General features: G+C 54.1%; 17 protein-coding genes and 1 pseudogene. 6 read left to right on the forward strand and 12 right to left on the reverse strand.

The window, feature by feature from the left end; all coding sequences use genetic code 11:
* Positions 1-120: 120 nt before the first annotated feature.
* Positions 121-282 (forward strand): annotated as a pseudogene (locus tag J5224_RS02085) (winged helix-turn-helix domain-containing protein); the annotation flags it as partial.
* Positions 283-364: 82 nt separating this feature from the next.
* Here the strand turns inward: J5224_RS02085 and creA are convergent.
* On the reverse strand, positions 365-847 hold the full coding sequence (gene creA / locus J5224_RS02090; protein ID WP_413544633.1) for a protein CreA: 483 nt from the start codon (positions 845-847) through the stop codon (positions 365-367).
* Positions 848-1,055: 208 nt separating this feature from the next.
* On the opposite strand from creA, the gene robA reads away from it, so the two are divergent.
* Positions 1,056-1,922, forward strand: a complete 867-nt coding sequence (gene robA, locus J5224_RS02095) for an MDR efflux pump AcrAB transcriptional activator RobA (RefSeq protein ID WP_264623777.1) — start codon at positions 1,056-1,058, stop codon at positions 1,920-1,922.
* A 12-nt stretch (positions 1,923-1,934) separates the two neighbouring features.
* Here the strand turns inward: robA and gpmB are convergent, their stop codons facing one another.
* On the reverse strand, positions 1,935-2,585 hold the full coding sequence (gene gpmB, locus J5224_RS02100; protein WP_264623778.1) for a 2,3-diphosphoglycerate-dependent phosphoglycerate mutase GpmB: 651 nt from the start codon (positions 2,583-2,585) through the stop codon (positions 1,935-1,937).
* 51 nt (positions 2,586-2,636) lie between these two features.
* On the opposite strand from gpmB, the gene yjjX reads away from it, so the two are divergent.
* Positions 2,637-3,161, forward strand: coding sequence for an inosine/xanthosine triphosphatase (yjjX, locus tag J5224_RS02105; RefSeq protein WP_222158267.1), 525 nt, complete (start codon positions 2,637-2,639; stop codon positions 3,159-3,161).
* A 49-nt stretch (positions 3,162-3,210) separates the two neighbouring features.
* Here yjjX and trpR read toward each other — a convergent pair whose 3' ends face one another.
* The 3 genes from trpR to J5224_RS02120 form a co-directional block, all read right to left on the reverse strand.
* Complete coding sequence (gene trpR / locus J5224_RS02110; RefSeq protein WP_264623779.1) at positions 3,211-3,540, reverse strand: trp operon repressor; 330 nt, start codon at positions 3,538-3,540, stop codon at positions 3,211-3,213.
* Between the two features lie 98 nt (positions 3,541-3,638).
* Positions 3,639-5,552: a murein transglycosylase gene (gene sltY / locus J5224_RS02115; RefSeq protein WP_264623871.1), complete on the reverse strand. Its 1,914-nt coding sequence runs from the start codon at positions 5,550-5,552 to the stop codon at positions 3,639-3,641.
* Positions 5,553-5,757: 205 nt separating this feature from the next.
* Positions 5,758-5,973, reverse strand: a complete 216-nt coding sequence (locus J5224_RS02120) for a hypothetical protein (RefSeq protein ID WP_264623780.1) — start codon at positions 5,971-5,973, stop codon at positions 5,758-5,760.
* Positions 5,974-6,009: 36 nt separating this feature from the next.
* On the opposite strand from J5224_RS02120, the gene ettA reads away from it, so the two are divergent.
* Positions 6,010-7,677, forward strand: coding sequence for an energy-dependent translational throttle protein EttA (ettA, locus tag J5224_RS02125; protein ID WP_264623781.1), 1,668 nt, complete (start codon positions 6,010-6,012; stop codon positions 7,675-7,677).
* Positions 7,678-7,770: 93 nt separating this feature from the next.
* On the opposite strand, the gene J5224_RS02130 is transcribed toward ettA, so the two are convergent.
* Positions 7,771-9,480: a methyl-accepting chemotaxis protein gene (locus tag J5224_RS02130; protein ID WP_264623782.1), complete on the reverse strand. Its 1,710-nt coding sequence runs from the start codon at positions 9,478-9,480 to the stop codon at positions 7,771-7,773.
* Positions 9,481-9,704: 224 nt separating this feature from the next.
* Positions 9,705-10,616 carry a LysR family transcriptional regulator gene (locus tag J5224_RS02135; RefSeq protein WP_264623872.1) on the reverse strand — a complete coding sequence of 304 codons (912 nt, stop codon included), beginning with the start codon at positions 10,614-10,616 and terminating at the stop codon, positions 9,705-9,707.
* A gap of 116 nt (positions 10,617-10,732) precedes the next feature.
* On the opposite strand from J5224_RS02135, the gene J5224_RS02140 reads away from it, so the two are divergent.
* Positions 10,733-11,734, forward strand: coding sequence for a zinc-binding alcohol dehydrogenase family protein (locus tag J5224_RS02140; RefSeq protein ID WP_264623783.1), 1,002 nt, complete (start codon positions 10,733-10,735; stop codon positions 11,732-11,734).
* Between the two features lie 93 nt (positions 11,735-11,827).
* Here the strand turns inward: J5224_RS02140 and serA are convergent, their stop codons facing one another.
* Together serA and rpiA are read right to left on the reverse strand one after the other, a co-directional pair.
* Positions 11,828-13,057: a phosphoglycerate dehydrogenase gene (serA, locus tag J5224_RS02145; protein ID WP_222159879.1), complete on the reverse strand. Its 1,230-nt coding sequence runs from the start codon at positions 13,055-13,057 to the stop codon at positions 11,828-11,830.
* Between the two features lie 309 nt (positions 13,058-13,366).
* On the reverse strand, positions 13,367-14,023 hold the full coding sequence (gene rpiA, locus J5224_RS02150; protein ID WP_264623784.1) for a ribose-5-phosphate isomerase RpiA: 657 nt from the start codon (positions 14,021-14,023) through the stop codon (positions 13,367-13,369).
* Between the two features lie 328 nt (positions 14,024-14,351).
* Between rpiA and J5224_RS02155 the strand changes: the two genes are divergently transcribed.
* Positions 14,352-15,245: a LysR family transcriptional regulator ArgP gene (locus J5224_RS02155; protein WP_264623785.1), complete on the forward strand. Its 894-nt coding sequence runs from the start codon at positions 14,352-14,354 to the stop codon at positions 15,243-15,245.
* Positions 15,246-15,262: 17 nt separating this feature from the next.
* On the opposite strand, the gene J5224_RS02160 is transcribed toward J5224_RS02155, so the two are convergent.
* The 3 genes from J5224_RS02160 to mscS all read right to left on the reverse strand — a co-directional run bounded on the left by J5224_RS02160 (position 15,263) and on the right by mscS (position 17,828).
* A complete protein-coding gene (locus tag J5224_RS02160) occupies positions 15,263-15,988 on the reverse strand; it encodes an oxidative stress defense protein (RefSeq protein ID WP_264623786.1) in 726 nt (241 codons plus the stop codon).
* Positions 15,989-16,159: 171 nt separating this feature from the next.
* Positions 16,160-16,774 (reverse strand): arginine exporter ArgO, encoded by a 615-nt coding sequence (gene argO / locus J5224_RS02165; RefSeq protein ID WP_264623787.1) that lies wholly within the window; start codon positions 16,772-16,774, stop codon positions 16,160-16,162.
* A gap of 190 nt (positions 16,775-16,964) precedes the next feature.
* Positions 16,965-17,828 carry a small-conductance mechanosensitive channel MscS gene (gene mscS / locus J5224_RS02170; protein ID WP_264623788.1) on the reverse strand — a complete coding sequence of 288 codons (864 nt, stop codon included), beginning with the start codon at positions 17,826-17,828 and terminating at the stop codon, positions 16,965-16,967.
* Positions 17,829-17,864: the final 36 nt, after the last annotated feature.

Genomic DNA, 17,864 nt, shown 5'->3' on the forward strand with positions numbered 1-17,864 from the left:
CATTCTATCCGTGCTCATTACGTCCATGTCACATAATAAACCCTGAATGTTTTAAATGTGTCAAATTGTATTTGAGAGATTATTGTTTTTTGATATATGTAGAAACATGAAACCAATGAAATCAAGAAAATGACCGGCCGCGAGTTGAAACCGCACGACCGCACCGTGGACGTGACGATTCGCCGCATTCGTAAGCATTTCGAATCCACGGCCGATACGCCGGAAATCATCGCCACCATTCACGGCGAAGGCTACCGTTTCTGCGGCGATCTGGAAGACTAACGCACGCCGCCTGTCATTAAAAAAGGCCGATACCTTATTGGGTTCGGCCTTTTTTCTCTTTCAGCACCGGTTCACGAAGATGCTACTCGCTCTTGCCCCAGGGGATGATCGGTACCGCGCTCAAGGCATTTTTTGGTGAGCCGTCGACCAAACGATCTGAATAAGTCAGGTAGACCAACGCATTGCGTTTTTCATCGTAAAAACGGACCACCTGAAGTTTTTTGAACACCAGTGACGTACGCTTTTGGAACACTACCGTGCCGCTATCACCACTTTTCTTTATCTTATCCGACAGCGTAATCGGGCCAACCTGCTGACAGGAAATAGCAGCATCGGAGGTATCCTCCGCCAAGCCTAATCCCCCTTTGATGCCGCCAGTTTTGGCACGACTCAAATAACAGGTCACGTTCGCAACGTCAGGATCGTCAAAGGCTTCCACCACAATTTTATGGTCTGGCCCCAGCAGTTTGAAAACCGTATCGACAGAACCAATCTGCTCTGCCCTGGCGACGCTGCCCACACTCAGCAACGCCATACAGGCTCCCATGATTAATGCGTTTTTCATCGATATTTCTCTCTGTCTGGAAACAAGTTACAGGGGCTTTTCCCCCACTGACGATGCCGCTACTAGATATAGGGCTAAAGTATGCAAATTTCACCTGATTGTTTGTATAAATTATTCAAAAATCTTAAGCGGTGACAACAGCAAAAAGTTGCTATGATGCCTGATCTCTATGCGCTTCGTGCTTTGTGTGTTCTATCGAGGATGTTCTATGGATCAAGCCAGTATCATACGTGACCTGCTCAATTGGCTGGAAAATCATCTTGACCAGCCACTGTCGCTGGATAACGTGGCAGCAAAAGCCGGCTACTCCAAATGGCACCTGCAACGTATGTTCAAAGATGTCACTGGGCACGCTATCGGCGCGTATATTCGAGCACGCCGGTTGACCAAAGCCGCGATGGCACTGTGTATGACCGGCAGACCGATCCTCGATATCGCGCTGCAATACCGCTTCGATTCACAGCAAACGTTCACCCGCGCGTTTAAAAAGCAGTTTGCACAGACGCCAGCCTCTTACCGCCGTGCCGAAGAGTGGAATACCTATGGTATTCGCCCTCCGTTGCGTTTAGGTGAATTCACACTGCCGCAGCCTGAGTTTGTCACGCTACCGGATACGCAACTGGTGGGTGTCACGCAAAACTGCAACTGTTCTCTGGAACAGATCTGTAATTTCCGTACAGAAATGCGCGTGCACTTCTGGCGTCAGTACTTGGGTGAAGCCAAATGCATTCCTCCTTTGCTGTATGGCTTGCATCACGTGCGTCCGAGCAAGGATAAAGAAGACGAACATGATGTGCTCTATACCACCGCAGTGGAGCCAGAGCATGTTCCTGAAGGGGTTCACCCCGGCGAGCCAATCACGCTCCCCGGCGGCGAGTATGCTTTGTTCGTCTATGAAGGCCCCACGGATGCACTACAGGATTTTATTATCAGCCTGTACGATACCTGTCTGCCCACCTTCGGGCTGACGCGTCGTGATGGCAGCGACGCAGAACGTTTTACCCCGAATGGGACGAAAGAAGACGGACCACCAAAAGTGCTTCGCTGTGAATACCTGATCCCTATCCGTCGCTAAGCGCGCAAACCGTTAACGCTGGAGTTCATCCAATGCCGGGGTATCAAGATGAGAAACATCCCCGGCGGTTTCCACGACCCAGCCGGACGCCAACCACGCACTCTGCTGATAATCGATGCGGGAAAGCGAGCAGTTACGCAACCGCAAACGACGTTCTGCGCTGGCAGGCAGACCAAGGATGGTGCTTAACAAGCAGCCGAGGGCCATACCATGGCTGACCAGCAGCGGACGACTGCCGGGCGGCAGCGCCAGACAGCGATCGAGCACCTGATGCATACGCGCTGCCATCTCCGCCATGGATTCCCCGTCAGGAATACGGCCATCCGGCGTACCGTCCACCAGTTGCTTGCGCCAGGTTTCCTCCTGCGGACTGAGCGTGTCTATGTCGCGCATTTCCAGCACGCCCATATTCAGCTCACGCAAATTAGGGTCTTCAACCACTTCACAGTGATGGCAAGACTGCGCAATAATCTCTGTGGTGCGGCGCGTCCTCCCTAAATCGCTGGTAAAGATATGCGTAATACCTAGTGCTTTAACACGGTTCGCAACCTGATAGGCCTGCTGTTCGCCTTGTGCGGTCAACGGGCTGTCGGATTGTCCCTGAATACGCCGAGCCACGTTCCATTCCGTTTCACCGTGGCGAACAAGATATACCTGTAACATCGCTTTTTTCCATTATACTGCGTCAAATTAACTAAAAGAGTATGAACCGTTATGTACCATGTTGTCGCTGCCACTACCAACCCGGCAAAAATTAAGGCTATTACACTCGCATTCACGGATGTCTTTGGCGAAGAGAACTGTCGCATCGAAGGTGTTGATGTCGACAGCGGCGTTTCTCATCAGCCCTTAGGTTCCACCGAAACACGTACAGGAGCCCGTAACCGCGTTATGCGCGCCCGTCAGGTTCGGCCCGAGGCCAATTTTTGGGTCGGCGTAGAAGCTGGCATTGAAGAGAGCATGACGTTCGCCTGGATGGTGATTGAAAACCCACATCTGCGTGGTGAATCACGCTCCGCCAGCCTGGTGCTGCCGGAAAGTATATTACAAGGAATCAAGGAAGGAAGAGAGCTGGGAGACGAAATGGCACGTTTGACCGGCATTCAGGACATTAAACATCAGGGCGGTGCGATTGGGGTGTTCACCGACGGTAAACTGACACGCACCAGCGTCTACTATCAGGCACTGTTGTTAGCGTTAGTGCCCTTTCACAACCCCATTTACAGCCAGCCGAGCTAGCCCGTTTAAGGGGCGCGATGCCCCTTAACCTCTACGACAATCCACAGACCTATTTGCCCTCAGGCAGCAGTTGTGCGTCCAGCCACTGTTTCAGTGCGGGCGATGCCGCTTTTAAACTGTTAGACCCGCGCGTGATGGTAGCAATACCGGCACCCAATTCGTTTTTTAATTCACGCTGGCTCATCTCTCCTCGCATCAACTCCTGAATAATGCGCACACGCGTAGCAAGCGCCGTGCGTTCGTCCGGCGTCAACAACAGTTGCAACAGAGAGTGATGCAGACCCTCCGCCACGGAGAGCTTCAATAACTCAACAAACTTAAGCCAATCTTCATTGCCGTGTTCGGAAAGCGCGGGATCGGTATGTGATAAAGGGGTCATAGCGGGCTGCCATACTCGTTAACGAGTACAGCAGCATAGCATAGTCATTGGGAAATCACCGATATCGTGCGTGAAAAATCGCATCGGTAACGCAGCACCTAGTAACGCTGTCCCCACTCTGCTGACGTCAATACGCTGTCATTCTGATGCAAGAAGTAGCGATAGAAGGCATCGTAAGCCAGCACGTTTTTCACATAGCCACGCGTTTCGGTAAACGGAATGCTTTCAATAAAAGCAACCGGATCGAGGCGCCCTGCGCTGTTTTTCAGCCAGGTATTCACGCGCGAAGGGCCGGCGTTATAGGCTGCGCTGGCAAGGATACGGTTGTTATTGAAAGTCTGATAGACATCATCCAGATAAGTGGTGCCCAGCAGAATATTGGTTTCGGGATCGAACAACTGGCTGCTGTTGACATAGCCGCTCAGATTGCCCTTTTTCGCGGTATGCTGCGCGGTGGCCGGCATCAGTTGCATCAGTCCAGAAGCCCCCACCGGAGAGCGCGCCTGCGGGTTCCACGCGCTTTCCTGACGAGCGATCGCCATCGCATAGCTCTGTTGAATGGCGCGCCCTTGCGTCATTCGCTGGAAGGTGTCACGCCATGCCAGCGGGAAACGTTCTTCCAGATTGTCCCACAGCTTGGCCACGATGGTCGCCTGCACGCTGAGGTCAGCCCAACCTTGATCAAACGCGTAACGCGCTAACGCCCCCTGACGTGGCTTATCGCTGTTCGCCACCAGTTCACCCCATTCGCTGCGCGCCAGATTGTCCATGTTCCAGTACATCAGTTCGCGCACGCGAGCAATTTCCGGCCGTTGTGCCAATGTCTTATCCGGGATCGACGAGGTAATGGTCAACGCATAAGGGATACCGAGCTTCTGCGCAGCAACCATCGGGTAGAAGCCCCGCCCCTGCATCAGCGATCGCAGTATCGCCTCCCCATCCTGACGTTGCCCGTTATCTAACAGCAACATCGCTTGCCAGTAGCGCCATTCTTCTTTCTGTAACGCCTCAGCCGGCAGTTTCGCGAGCCAGAAGCGCAGCCCCGCTTTATCCCCCTCCCCGAGCGTCATACGCACCCGGCGCTCAATCAGGCTGGTGGATTGGCTGCGCTGCGTAACGGCATCACGCCAGGCAGCCTGTTCTGGCGTCGCGCCGGTTCCCATCCAACGCCAGGCTACCGCTTCTTCCATCTCGCGGCGATCGGCGTCGCTCATCTTTTGCAGCCGCACCAAGACACTGATAAGCGCACGAGCACCCTCTTCATCCTGGCGCGCCAGTTGGCGGAAGGCAACCAGCGTGGCATTGCGCGTAAAATCGGTTGGCCCCACGCTACGCGCAAAGCGCTCTACGGTTTTGGGGTCGCTCTGCAACTTCATCAACGCATCGCTGATGGTGCGGTAATCAGGCGGGAGCTGTTTCACCAGATGGTTCACCAATCCGGTACTGCCTTCGTTCATTGCCAGCCGAATGCGCTCCAGTACAGCGATCGGCGTTTTTTCACCGGCGGCCTCCCAGACGGCAAACAGCTTATCGCAGGTGGTGGGCAGGGAACGGCCGGTCAGCCAGATGGCCTTTGTGTCATCCCACACCCCCTGACGCTGCCCCGTTGCGTAGCGGGCATAGAGATAATTACAGTGCGCCGCAACCGGTTTGGGTGAGGTGGGCGCAAACGCCAGCAGGCCCGCCCAATCCTCGCGGCGCGCCAGTTCATTCACAAACAGGGATTTCAGGTTACGCGCAGGCGGTAACGTTGGATAACGCGCCGAGAATGCGCTGACATCGCTGCTGTTCACCTGCCCCAGCGATTGTGTCAACGCGCGGTATTCCAGATAAGGATAAAGCGGGTAATCGCGCAACGTTGGCATCAGCGCCTGCACGGTATCCATCTGATTACTGTCCCACGCCTGCTTAACCTGCTGGTAGCGCTGGCGTTGAGCATCCAGCGTATCGGCCATAGTGGCGCTGGTCATCCCCGCCAGACACAGGATGGCAATGCGCGCCCAGCGCCCCATGTTACCCTTCATCCAAACCACCTCATCCCAAACGGTTACCGACATGCAATGTGCACATCACTGATCTCTTTTGCCTCAGAATGCCGCCATCAGTGCAAACACACGGTTCGCATCAGCAAAATTTGCATCATCCAGACGACATTTGCTGCCCTCCAGTGTGGCACAGGATGCGCGGCGGCGATATGTCGTAAAAGGGAATAAAATGTCAAGCAACGTAAGGATCACCGTTTATCACGTCGGGGTAGGATGCCGTGCGCCAAAACACAGCCCTGAGCGCCATTTCACAGAGTGACAGACAGTAAGGGATGATGGCTGGGATCGCACGGCGAAACCAGCTACACTCCGCATCAGCATAACGATAAATCGAAGAGGGCGACGCCCCACCTTCATCGTTAACCTCGATGCAGCGCGGGCTACGCACTGCATCCTTTAACCCATAGAGAGGCGAAGTCGCAACGTGGCTCAATACGTCTATACCATGCACCGCGTCGGCAAAGTGGTTCCGCCGAAGCGCCATATTTTAAAGAATATCTCCCTCAGCTTCTTCCCAGGCGCAAAAATTGGCGTGCTGGGTCTGAACGGCGCAGGGAAATCCACCTTGCTGCGTATCATGGCTGGGATCGATAAAGACATCGAAGGGGAAGCGCGCCCGCAACCCGGCATAAAAATCGGCTATTTGCCGCAGGAGCCGCAGCTCAACCCGGAACACACGGTACGTGAATCCGTCGAAGAAGCAGTATCGGAAGTGGTCGGTGCGCTCAAACGTCTGGATGAAGTGTATGCCCTGTACGCCGATCCAGATGCTGATTTCGACAAATTGGCCGCTGAGCAGGGTAAGCTGGAAGAGATCATTCAGGCGCACGACGGTCACAATCTGGATAACCAGCTAGAACGTGCTGCGGATGCACTGCGCCTGCCGGAATGGGATGCGAAAATCGCCAAGCTGTCCGGGGGCGAACGCCGTCGCGTGGCGCTGTGTCGTCTGCTGTTGGAAAAACCCGATATGCTGCTGCTCGATGAACCAACCAACCACCTGGATGCGGAATCCGTGGCCTGGCTGGAACGCTTCCTGCACGACTTCGAAGGCACCGTGGTTGCCATCACCCACGACCGTTACTTCCTCGATAACGTGGCTGGCTGGATTCTGGAACTGGACCGCGGCGAAGGCATTCCGTGGGAAGGCAACTACTCTTCCTGGCTGGAGCAGAAAGACCAGCGTCTGGCGCAGGAAGCCTCTCAGGAAGCAGCCCGCCGTAAATCCATTGAGAAAGAGCTGGAGTGGGTGCGTCAGGGTGCCAAAGGCCGTCAGGCCAAGGGCAAGGCCCGTTTGGCGCGCTTTGAAGAGCTTAACAGCACTGAATACCAGAAACGTAACGAAACCAACGAATTGTTCATTCCACCAGGTCCACGTCTTGGCGACAAAGTGGTGGAAGTCACTAACCTGAGCAAAGCTTACGGTGAACGCCAACTGATTGACGGCCTGTCGTTCGCGGTGCCCAAAGGGGCGATTGTTGGGATTATCGGCCCGAACGGTGCCGGTAAATCAACGCTGTTCCGTATGATGTCCGGTCAAGAGCAGCCCGATGGCGGCACGATTGAACTGGGTGAAACAGTAAAACTGGCGTCGGTCGATCAGTTCCGCGACAGCATGGACAACAGCAAAACCGTGTGGGAAGAAGTCTCCGGCGGGCTGGACATCATGCGTATTGGCACCACCGAGATGCCAAGCCGCGCCTATGTTGGCCGCTTTAACTTTAAGGGCACCGATCAGGGTAAACGCGTCGGCGAGCTGTCCGGCGGTGAGCGTGGTCGTCTGCATTTGGCGAAGCTGCTGCAAGTCGGTGGCAACGTGCTGCTGCTCGACGAACCGACCAACGACCTGGATATTGAAACCCTGCGCGCACTGGAAAACGCCTTGCTGGAGTTCCCCGGCTGCGCCATGGTCATTTCCCACGACCGTTGGTTCCTCGACCGTATTGCTACCCACATTCTGGATTATCAGGATGAAGGCAAGGTGGAGTTCTTCGAAGGTAACTTCACCGAATACGAAGAGTACAAGAAGCGTACCCTGGGTGCCGACGCGCTGGAACCCCATCGCATCAAGTACAAACGTATCGCGAAGTAATGTGCGGTAGCGGTGGGGAATAAAAAACCCTGCCATACCCAACGCCCCGGTTATGCCGGGGCGTTTTTTATGACAGCAACGACTCAATCGCGATCAAAAGGTTTCCCAATTCTGATTGTCATCCGCTTTGACCCGCTTTGTGCCTGTCGCAGGCAACGCAGGGTTGCTGCGCACTGGCGTTGACACAGCGGCCGCGCCCGCCAACGCGCGGGTGGGAACTGACGAGGCTATCTGGAATACCGCAACCGCCTGCGTTAAACGCCCAGCCTGATCCTCCAGCGATACCGCTGCGGCAGAGGCTTCCTGCACCAACGCGGCATTCTGCTGCACGGCGCTATCCATTTCCGAGACCGCCTGACTCACCTGACTGATACCCCGGCTTTGTTCATCAGACGCGGAGGCGATTTCCCCCATGATGTCGGTCACGCTGGTGACCGCCTGGACGATTTCACCCATGGTTTCTCCCGCCTGCGACACCAGATGCGCACCGGTATCAACCAAGCGTCCTGACTCACCAATCAGGGATTCAATCTCTTTTGCCGCCTGTGCGCTGCGCTGTGCCAGGTTGCGCACTTCACCGGCCACCACGGCAAACCCGCGCCCTTGCTCACCGGCACGGGCGGCTTCAACGGCGGCATTCAGCGCCAAGATATTGGTCTGGAAAGCGATGCTGTTAATCACGGAGGTAATGTCCGCAATCTTGCGTGAACTGGTAGAGATATCGCTCATGGTGGTCACCACGTTATTTACGATATCACCGCCCTTCTCCGCTTTGGTGGAGGCATTTTTCGCCAGTTGGCTGGCATGATGGGCGTTATCCGAGTTTTGCTTCACCGTGGCAGTCAACTGTTCCATACTGGCTGCCGTCTCTTCCAGCGCGGCAGCCTGCTGCTCCGTACGTGAAGAGAGATCGACGTTACCCGCAGAAATTTCCGTAGCCCCCAGATGAATCGCCGTTGCCCCTTCGCGCACCACGCTAACCGTTTCTGCCAATGCGGCCTGCATGTTCTGGACATTCTGCCCCAGAATACCGATTTCGTTACGCCCCATCTCACTGGCGCGTTGGGTTAAATCTCCAGCGGCAATACGTTGAATACGCGACACTAACCGATCCAGTGGAGCCAATAGTGCATTGCGGATAATCACATAGATAATTGCTGCCATCACAATGGAGGCCACAAAAGAGAGCGCCATCAGCATAAAGCCGCGACGAGAGTTGGCCTCGGCATTCTGGTTGATTTGCGTGGCATTATCCGTCAGATAACGCACCGCTTTACGTACCGATTGCGCGTAGTTCTCATCAAGTTTGCGCGCTTCATCGCTTTCCAGAGAAATGACTTGCTCAAATTCGCCTCGCTTCGCGGCCTCGATAATCAGCTTAACGGCCTTGTCGCGGTACGCGGCATAATTCACCGCCAGTTCATCATCCAATCCTGCCGGTGCATTGAATTTATCCGGCCGTGCCAAATATTCATCAAAGCGTTTTTGTGAGCTTTTTACCCGATTTTCCGCCAGTGACAGCGCGCTTTTATAGCCTTCCGCATCACCAACACGTTGCGTCGCCGCCGCCTGCACTAACAGTTGGCGAGCAACACGCAACTGATCCATGCTGCTGCTGATACCGGCTCGCACATCAGAGACCAGATTGGCCCGGTCCAGTGCATCATTACTCTGTTTGAGAAAATAACTCGCCGTACCGATAGAGATAGCGAACAGTAATAAAATAATCGTTAACAGACTAATAAATAGCGTAACAAGTCTGATGTTGTTGATATAACCTGAATTTCCTTTTATCTCGGACATGACTGTTATTCTCACTTCGACAACGGCTGGTATGGATATCCCTTCCGCAACGCATAGCAAACAACCTCAGCGTTACTAAAAAAACATCTTCGGATTCATGTTTTATCGGCAATGGCGTGAAAACATCCACTGCCTGGCAGTGATCATAATCACATTTCAAATAAAGTGGAGTTACATTCCTAAAAATAAGAAATACTTTTTCATATTATATGACATGAACACTGTCAGGATAAAGGTGTGGTCGGCGTGACATATTCAGCCAGCGCATCATGTTGCAATACAAATTCGATAAAACAGGCCATTGCGGGAGAATTGAGTTTCCTGCTGGGATAAACCAAATAGAGTTCATTGGGTTCTGCACGCCATTCAGGCAACACGCGCACCAACGGTCGGGATAGATCAACACCATCAACAAGAAACGCGGGTAGCAGGGTAATGCCCGCGCCCGCCATCGCGCATTCACGGGCATAGAGTAAATTGTCCGTGGTGTGCGTCAGCGGAAGCAGCCAACGGTAATCCTCACTGCCGCGCTGCAATGCCCACTCCGCCCAGGCACGATGGGCGATGCATTGGTGAGACTGAAGCTGCTGCGGATGCACCAATACCGGGTGGCTCGCCAGGTAGTGCGGCGATGCTACCAGATAACGCGGCGTCACCCCTAACGGTCTGCCAATCAGAGACGAATCCAGCGGCTTGCCGGTGCGAAATGCCACGTCAAACCCTTCATCGACTAAATCCACCAAGGTGTCAGAGATGGCAATTTCCAGAGATACGGCGGGAAAGCGGCGCTGAAATTCAGTGGTCAAGCGCGCCAGCAGCGTGGCACCGAAGCCAGCCGGGCTGGTGATGCGAAGCCGCCCGCTCGGATTATCACGCAAATGTTGAATGGCGAGATCGGCCCGCTCACTGGCCTGCATCATCTCCTGACAATGGATCAAATAGCGCTCGCCAGCAAACGTCAGGCTGATCTTGCGCGTAGTGCGGTTTAGCAGCCGTAGCCCAAGTTGCTGTTCAAGCTGGCTGATACGCAAGCTGAGGCTGGATTTAGCCATGCCAGCCTTGAGCGCGGCCTGTGTCACACTGCCACATTCAGCCACCAGCGCAAACAGCGCCATATCTTGCCACTGCCTGAACATGGCGGGTTTAAACATAACTGTTCGCCTATAACAAACACTTCGTTAATGATTGTCCATCTTATCAGCACGGTGAGTTCGTTCTACACTTTTCTCATCGAAACAATGAGGAACCGATCATGACCGTACAGGCTATTGCCGTTGACCCACAACATCCCGAACGTTTTATCGCCATTACCCAAGCGCAGTCGCAGCCAGGCCCGCACGATCTGCTGGTCGAGGTAAAAGCGGTATCTGTCAATCCCGTTGATACCAAAGTCCATGCCGGTTTGCGAAAAAACGGGCTGGTTGAGCCGCGCGTATTAGGCTGGGATGCCAGTGGCACCGTGCTTGCCATTGGCGATCGCGTCAGCAGTTTTCAGGTGGGCGATGAAGTGTGGTACGCGGGCGATATCACGCGCGCTGGCAGCAACAGCTCACATCAGCTCATTGATGCACGGATTGTGGCACACAAGCCGGTATCCCTCGACTGGGCGGCCGCCGCTGCGCTGCCGTTGACCGCGCTCACCGCCTGGGAAGGGCTGTTTGAACACCTCGAAATTCAGGACGCTGACGCAGGGAAAAACCTGCTGATTATCGGTGGCGCGGGCGGCGTTGGCTCTCTGGCTATTTCACTGGCGGCACTGCGCAGTGAGGTCAATGTCATCGCCACAGCATCCCGTCCTGATTCGGCAGAATGGTGCCGTCAACGCGGTGCGGATCTCGTGGTTGATTATCGCGATTTGGTCGGGGAGTTGAAAAACGCAGGCATTACCCAGGTGGATTATATTTTCTGTCTGAACGACACCGATGGACACTGGAGCGCAATAGGCTCCTTGATTGCACCGCAGGGCAAGATTTGCACCATCGTGGAAAACGAACGTCCGCTGGATCAGAACGAACTGAAGCGCAAAAGTGCCTCACTGCATTGGGAATTCATGTTTACCCGCAGCATGTACCAAACGCCAGATATGGAACAACAAGGGAAAATTCTGCAAGAAGTGGCACATCTGGTGGATGCGGGCAAACTGCAAGGCACCGCCAGCGAAGTATTGAACGGGTTAAGCGTTGAAACACTGCAACAGGCTCACGCCAAGGTGCAGGAAGGGCATATGCGTGGCAAGGTGACTATTGCGTTATAAACTCACGCGTTATAACCCCGCGCATTATCGGCCCCTTTAAGCAAACAGCCCCAAAGGGGCTGTTTGTCATGGCGCTAAACGCTCGACGCGCACTTAGAACAGCAGGCGGGCACGAATGGTGCCGGGGATCGCCTTCATCAGTTGCAGCGCGGTATTCGCCGCATCCGTTTCCACGTCGATCACCACGTAGCCGATATCTGCGCTGGTTTGCAGATACTGGGCGGCAATGTTGATACCTTGCTCGGCGAAAATGGTGTTGATGGCTGTCAGTACGCCTGGGCGATTTTCGTGAATGTGCAGCAAACGTGCGCGATCGCTCTGCACTGGCAAGGAAACTTCCGGGAAGTTAACCGCAGACAGCGTCGAACCGTTATCAGAGTATTTTGCCAGTTTACCGGCCACTTCCGTACCGATGTTCTCCTGCGCTTCCTGTGTAGAACCGCCAATGTGCGGCGTCAGCAGCACGTTGTCGAACTCCAGCAGCGGAGACACAAACGGGTCAGAATTGGTTGCTGGTTCTTGCGGGAAGACGTCAATGGCAGCACCGGCAATGTGTTGGCTGCGCAGCACTTCGCACAATGCAGGAATGTCGACGACCGTGCCGCGTGAAGCGTTGATCAGGATAGAACCCGGTTTCATCAGCGCCAGCTCATCCGCGCCCATCATGTTCTGGGTGCTCGCCGTTTCCGGCACGTGCAGGCTGACCACGTCGCTCATGTTCAGCAGTTCGGACAGATGACGCACCTGCTGAGCATTACCTAACGGCAGTTTGCTCTCGATATCGTAAAAATAGACGTGCATCCCCAGGCTTTCTGCCAGGATCCCCAACTGGGTGCCGATGTGGCCATAACCAATGATACCCAACTTTTTGCCGCGCGCTTCAAACGAGCCCACTGCCAGTTTGTGCCACACGCCACGGTGCGCTTTCGCGTTAGCCGCCGGAACGCCGCGTAACAGCAGCAACATCTCACCAATCACCAGTTCCGCCACGCTGCGGGTATTGGAGAACGGGGCATTGAACACCGGGATGCCGCGTTTGGTGGCAGACGGCAATTCAACCTGATTGGTACCGATGCAAAAACAGCCCACGGCAACCAGTTTTTCTGCGGCAGCAAACACTTCTTCCGTCAAATGAGTACGGGAACGCAAACCGACGAAATGCGCGTCACGGATGGAGGCTTTTAACGCTTCCGTATCCAACGCACCTTTATGGTATTCAATGTTGGTGTAACCCGCTGCGCGCAGGTTTTCCAACGCGCTCTGGTGAACCCCTTCCACCAGGAGGAATTTAATCTTGTCTTTTTCCAGTGATACCTTTGCCATTTCCCGACCTTATTTTCAGACTTCAGATGCCAATGAACCCATTTGCCAAATAGCTTCTGCCAACATAACAAAAATTACGCCAGCAGCAAGACAATCGATTGCTTCCCCGATGCTGCCAACGGCGTCACAAATGCCCTTTTACAGTAAAAAATAGGGATAACGCGCCGCCTTGCCAGATGCCAAGGGAACAAAATAAGAAAAAGTGATATTAAGTACCAAAAGTGAGACTTTAACAATGGTGGGGTTTTTAAGCAAAAAAAATCGGACGTTAGCACCTTCAATGCCAACGTCCGATGCATAGGGGAGAAATTACTTCAGGGTTTTTACCCCGTCAGCGGTACCAACTAGCGCAACGTCAGCGCCACGGTTGGCAAACAGACCGACAGTCACCACGCCCGCAATCCCATTGATACGGTTTTCTACCGCAATGGCATCGGAGATATCGAGGTTGTGCACATCCAGAATGACGTTGCCGTTGTCAGTAACCACACCCTGACGATAGACCGGCTGACCGCCCAGTTTCACTAGTTCACGCGCCACATACGCGCGGGCCATGGGGATCACTTCCACCGGCAGCGGGAATGCGCCCAGAATATCCACCTGCTTGGAGGCATCGACAATACAGATAAACTGACGCGCGATGGCAGCAATGATCTTTTCACGCGTCAACGCAGCGCCACCGCCTTTAATCATTTGCATGTGCGGGTTGATCTCATCAGCACCGTCCACATAGATATCCAGCTCATCAACCTCGTTGCTGTCGAACACCGTAATGCCTAAGCTTTTCAGTTTTTCGGTAGACGCCACGGAGCTGGATACGGCGCCTTTAATCTGGTGCTTGATGGAACCCAGCGCGTCAATGAAGTGCGCTGCCGTTGAGCCCGTCCCCACCCCAACAATTGTATCCGGGCGGACATAATCCAACGCGGCCCAGCCGACTGCCTTTTTCAGTTCATCTTGTGTCATGGTCTGTATCGTGCCTGCAATTACAGTGAGAAGAAGTGAGGCGTATTATATACCCTTCATACTTCAAGTTGCATGTGCGTTGGCTGCACTCGCTTACCCGAATCACTTACCTGAGTAAGCTCATCGGGACTCACTCACTTGCCGCCTTCCTGCAACTCGAATTATTTTGGGTATAGAGCAAGCGCCACCGGAAACGACGCCAATCGCCGCGCGTCACCCGATTATTTTCGGCCATCAGTGTGAAATGGGACAGATTTTTAGCGTGTTCCGTCGGAAAAATGTGGCATAGTGCAAAGACCAAGTTTTATCCATAGGAAATGGCACCTTCATGAAACGACCGGACTATCGCACACTTCAGGCTCTGGATGCCGTCATCCGTGAGCGCGGATTTGAACGCGCCGCGCAAAAATTGTGCATTACGCAATCCGCCGTTTCACAACGCATCAAGCAGTTGGAAAACCTGTTCGGACAACCACTGTTGGTCAGAACCATACCTCCGCGGCCCACCGAACAAGGGCAAAAACTACTGGCGCTGTTGCACCAAGTGGAGTTGCTGGAAGAAGAGTGGCTGGGCAACGATGCCAGCAGCGATATCCCGCTATTACTGTCGCTGGCGGTCAACGCCGACAGTCTGGCTACCTGGTTGTTACCTGCGTTGCAACCGGTGCTGGTCGATTCCCCCATTCGTCTCAATCTGCAAGTGGAAGATGAAACCCGCACGCAAGAGCGCTTGCGCCGTGGTGAAGTGGTCGGTGCCGTCAGTATCCAACCGCAGCCGTTGCCGAGTTGTCTGGTCGATAAGCTCGGTGCGTTAGACTATCTGTTTGTTGCCTCACCGGATTTTGCCGCACGCTACTTCCCGAACGGCGTGACCCGCTCCGCGTTGCTGCGCGCCCCTGCGGTTGCCTTTGACCACCTGGATGACATGCATCAGGCGTTTTTGCAGCAGAATTTCGATCTCTCCCCCGGCAGCGTTCCCTGCCATATCGTTAACTCATCAGAAGCGTTCGTACAGTTGGCGCGACAAGGCACCACCTGCTGTATGATCCCGCACCTGCAAATCGAGAGAGAATTGGCAAACAGCGAACTGGTCGATCTGACACCGGGCCTGTTTCAGCGCCGTATGCTCTATTGGCACCGTTTCGCGCCAGAAAGTCGGATGATGAGAAAGGTGACGGATGCCCTGCTCTCGCATGGGCATCGCGTATTGCGCCAGTCCTGACGCGAGTTATTAAGGCATTACTGATTAGGTTGTAGTTCGAACACCACGTCAACCTGATCGTCAAACTGGATGCTTTGCTGCTCGTAAGTCTGCGCCACATCGGCCTCTGCCGCGACGCCCGCTGCTTTAAACATCCGGGCCATTGGCACGGGCTGATAGTTGGCAACCTGATAGCGGATGCTGTAAATCGGCCCCAGCTTGGCGTTGAACCCGGTTGCCAACGCTTTTGCCTGGCTGGTCGCCGTTTCAATTGCCCGCTGACGTGCCCGATCGCGATAGGCTTCCGGATTGGCAACCCCCAGCTCCACGCCGCGGATTTCCGTCAACCCCGCACGCAGCGCACCGTCCAGCAAGTCGTTTAGTTTTTCCAGTTGGCGTACCGTTACCGCCACCTGACGCACCGCACGATACCCTTTCAGTTCAGAGCGGCCATCTTTCAGAAAATCATATTCAGGATGAGTACGCAGGTTAGCGGCACTGATATCTTTTCTCTCAATACCGTGTTTTTCCAGATAGGCAAAATATTGCGCCACGCGATCGTCCACCTGCTTTTTAGCATCGGCCACGTCTTTTGATGACACGCTGACTTCAATCGCCAGATTCGCAATATCCGGCGTGGCATCCACGCTCGCTTTGCCCGATGTCACGATGTGCGGTCCGTTCGGCAATTCAGCGGCCTGACCGGACAGTGGAAGCGTGCTTAATCCTAACAGGGCGGTTAGCGCCAGTGTTTTTAGCTTCACAGTGTCGTTTCTCCTGATTCCATGTAATAGTGCGCCGTTGCCCGCCACAATCACGACTACGCATCTGTGCGATAAAAGGCATACGGCTATTGGTAAGCATAGTGCACGGACGGGCTTGGCGTAACTATAGGCAAATTCCGGAATATCGTAAAAAAACGTCAAGTTACAACACTATTGCAGACCAGAATGTGCGAGTTGCAGCGCAATACTCCACATGATGACGCCCACAAAGGCATTAATCACGCGCTGCGCTTTTGGCGTGTTCAGCCACGGTGCCAGCCAGGATGCCAGCAACGCCAATGCAAAGAACCACAGGAAGGAAGCCGTAATGGAGCCCAAGGCAAACCAACTGCGCGCATCGGGAGCCATTTGCCCACCAATGCTGCCTTGCACCACAAACGTATCCAGATAGACATGCGGGTTCAGCCAGGTGACAGCCAACACGGTCGCGATAACGCGCCAGCGGCTTTGCCGTGCGATATCCACGCTCACCACATCAAGCTGACGTTTGAAGACCACGTTAAACGCGCCCCAGCCATACCAAAGCAGAAACGCCACGCCTCCCCAGGTGATCAGTGACAACAACAGCGATGACTGACTCAGCAACGCGCTGCCGCCAAAAATGCCGGCACAAATTAAAATGACATCACTCAATGCGCACAACAGGGCAATCATCAGATGATACTGACGCCGAATCCCTTGATTCATCACGTAAGCATTTTGCGGCCCCAGGGGCAAAATCATCGCCGCGCCCAGAAAAAATCCCTGCCAATACATGCCAAACATGGTTCTCTACACTCTCCCGAACGAATATTTCGAGGGAGTGTAAGGCGGTTTTTTCATTAATTGAAATTGAAAATTCTAATTATTCATTAGAAAATCTAATTACAAACATCGTGCAATATCAGGCGAGAAACTGGCTGCGTTTAGGCATCCGTGCGCTTAGCACTGGATGCCTAAAAGGGACTAACAAAAATTATGCTTTCGCTGATGTTGACGGGGGTTGATGCAAATGCACATCCATTTGTGGGTAGGGAATGCCGATCTGATGTTCATCCAGCGCCCGTTTAAAACTTTCTAACAGATCCCATTTCACCGCCATGGCATCACCGTTGGTCGTCCAGACCCATACGACAAAATTCAGCGATGACGCCGCCATTTCATTCAAACGGATGGTGACGCCACGTTCATGCTGGATGCGCTTATCTGCCGCGACAATACCCCCCAGCACCGTTTTGACCTGGTCAATATCCGCATCATAGGCCACGCCAACGATAATTTCGGTGCGTCTGTCCGGCTCACGGCTGCTGTTAATGATATTTCCGGCAATGATTTTTCCGTTGGGAACGACGATGATTTTGCCATCTGGCGTGCGCATCGTGGTGGAGAAGATCTGCACCTGTGTTACCGTGCCAGAAACCCCACCCAGATCGACAAACTCACCGGTACGGAACGGGCGGAACATCACCAGCAGCACACCTGCCGCGAAGTTTGACAGGGAGCCTTGCAGCGCCAACCCCACCGCTAAGCCCGCGGCACCCAGCACCGCAATCACCGAGGCGGTTTGCACGCCAATGCGGCTCAATACGGCAATCAGCGTAAAGGCGATAATGCCGTAACGCACCAGTGCAGCGAGAAAATCCGCCACGGTGGTATCAATGCCGCGCGCCACCATCACTCTGCTGATACCGTTAGAGACCACACGCGCCACCAGCAGGCCGATGAGCAAAATGATAATGGCGGCCACCACGTTCACCGCATACTGAATCAGCAGAGCCTCATTATTGACCACCCATTGCCCCATACGGCTCAGGCTTTCGGTTACGTCCAGTTCTTCCATTTGCACTCTCCCCTTTTTTGCATTTCACCCTTTGAA

This window comes from Candidatus Symbiopectobacterium sp. NZEC135 (assembly GCF_025962695.1).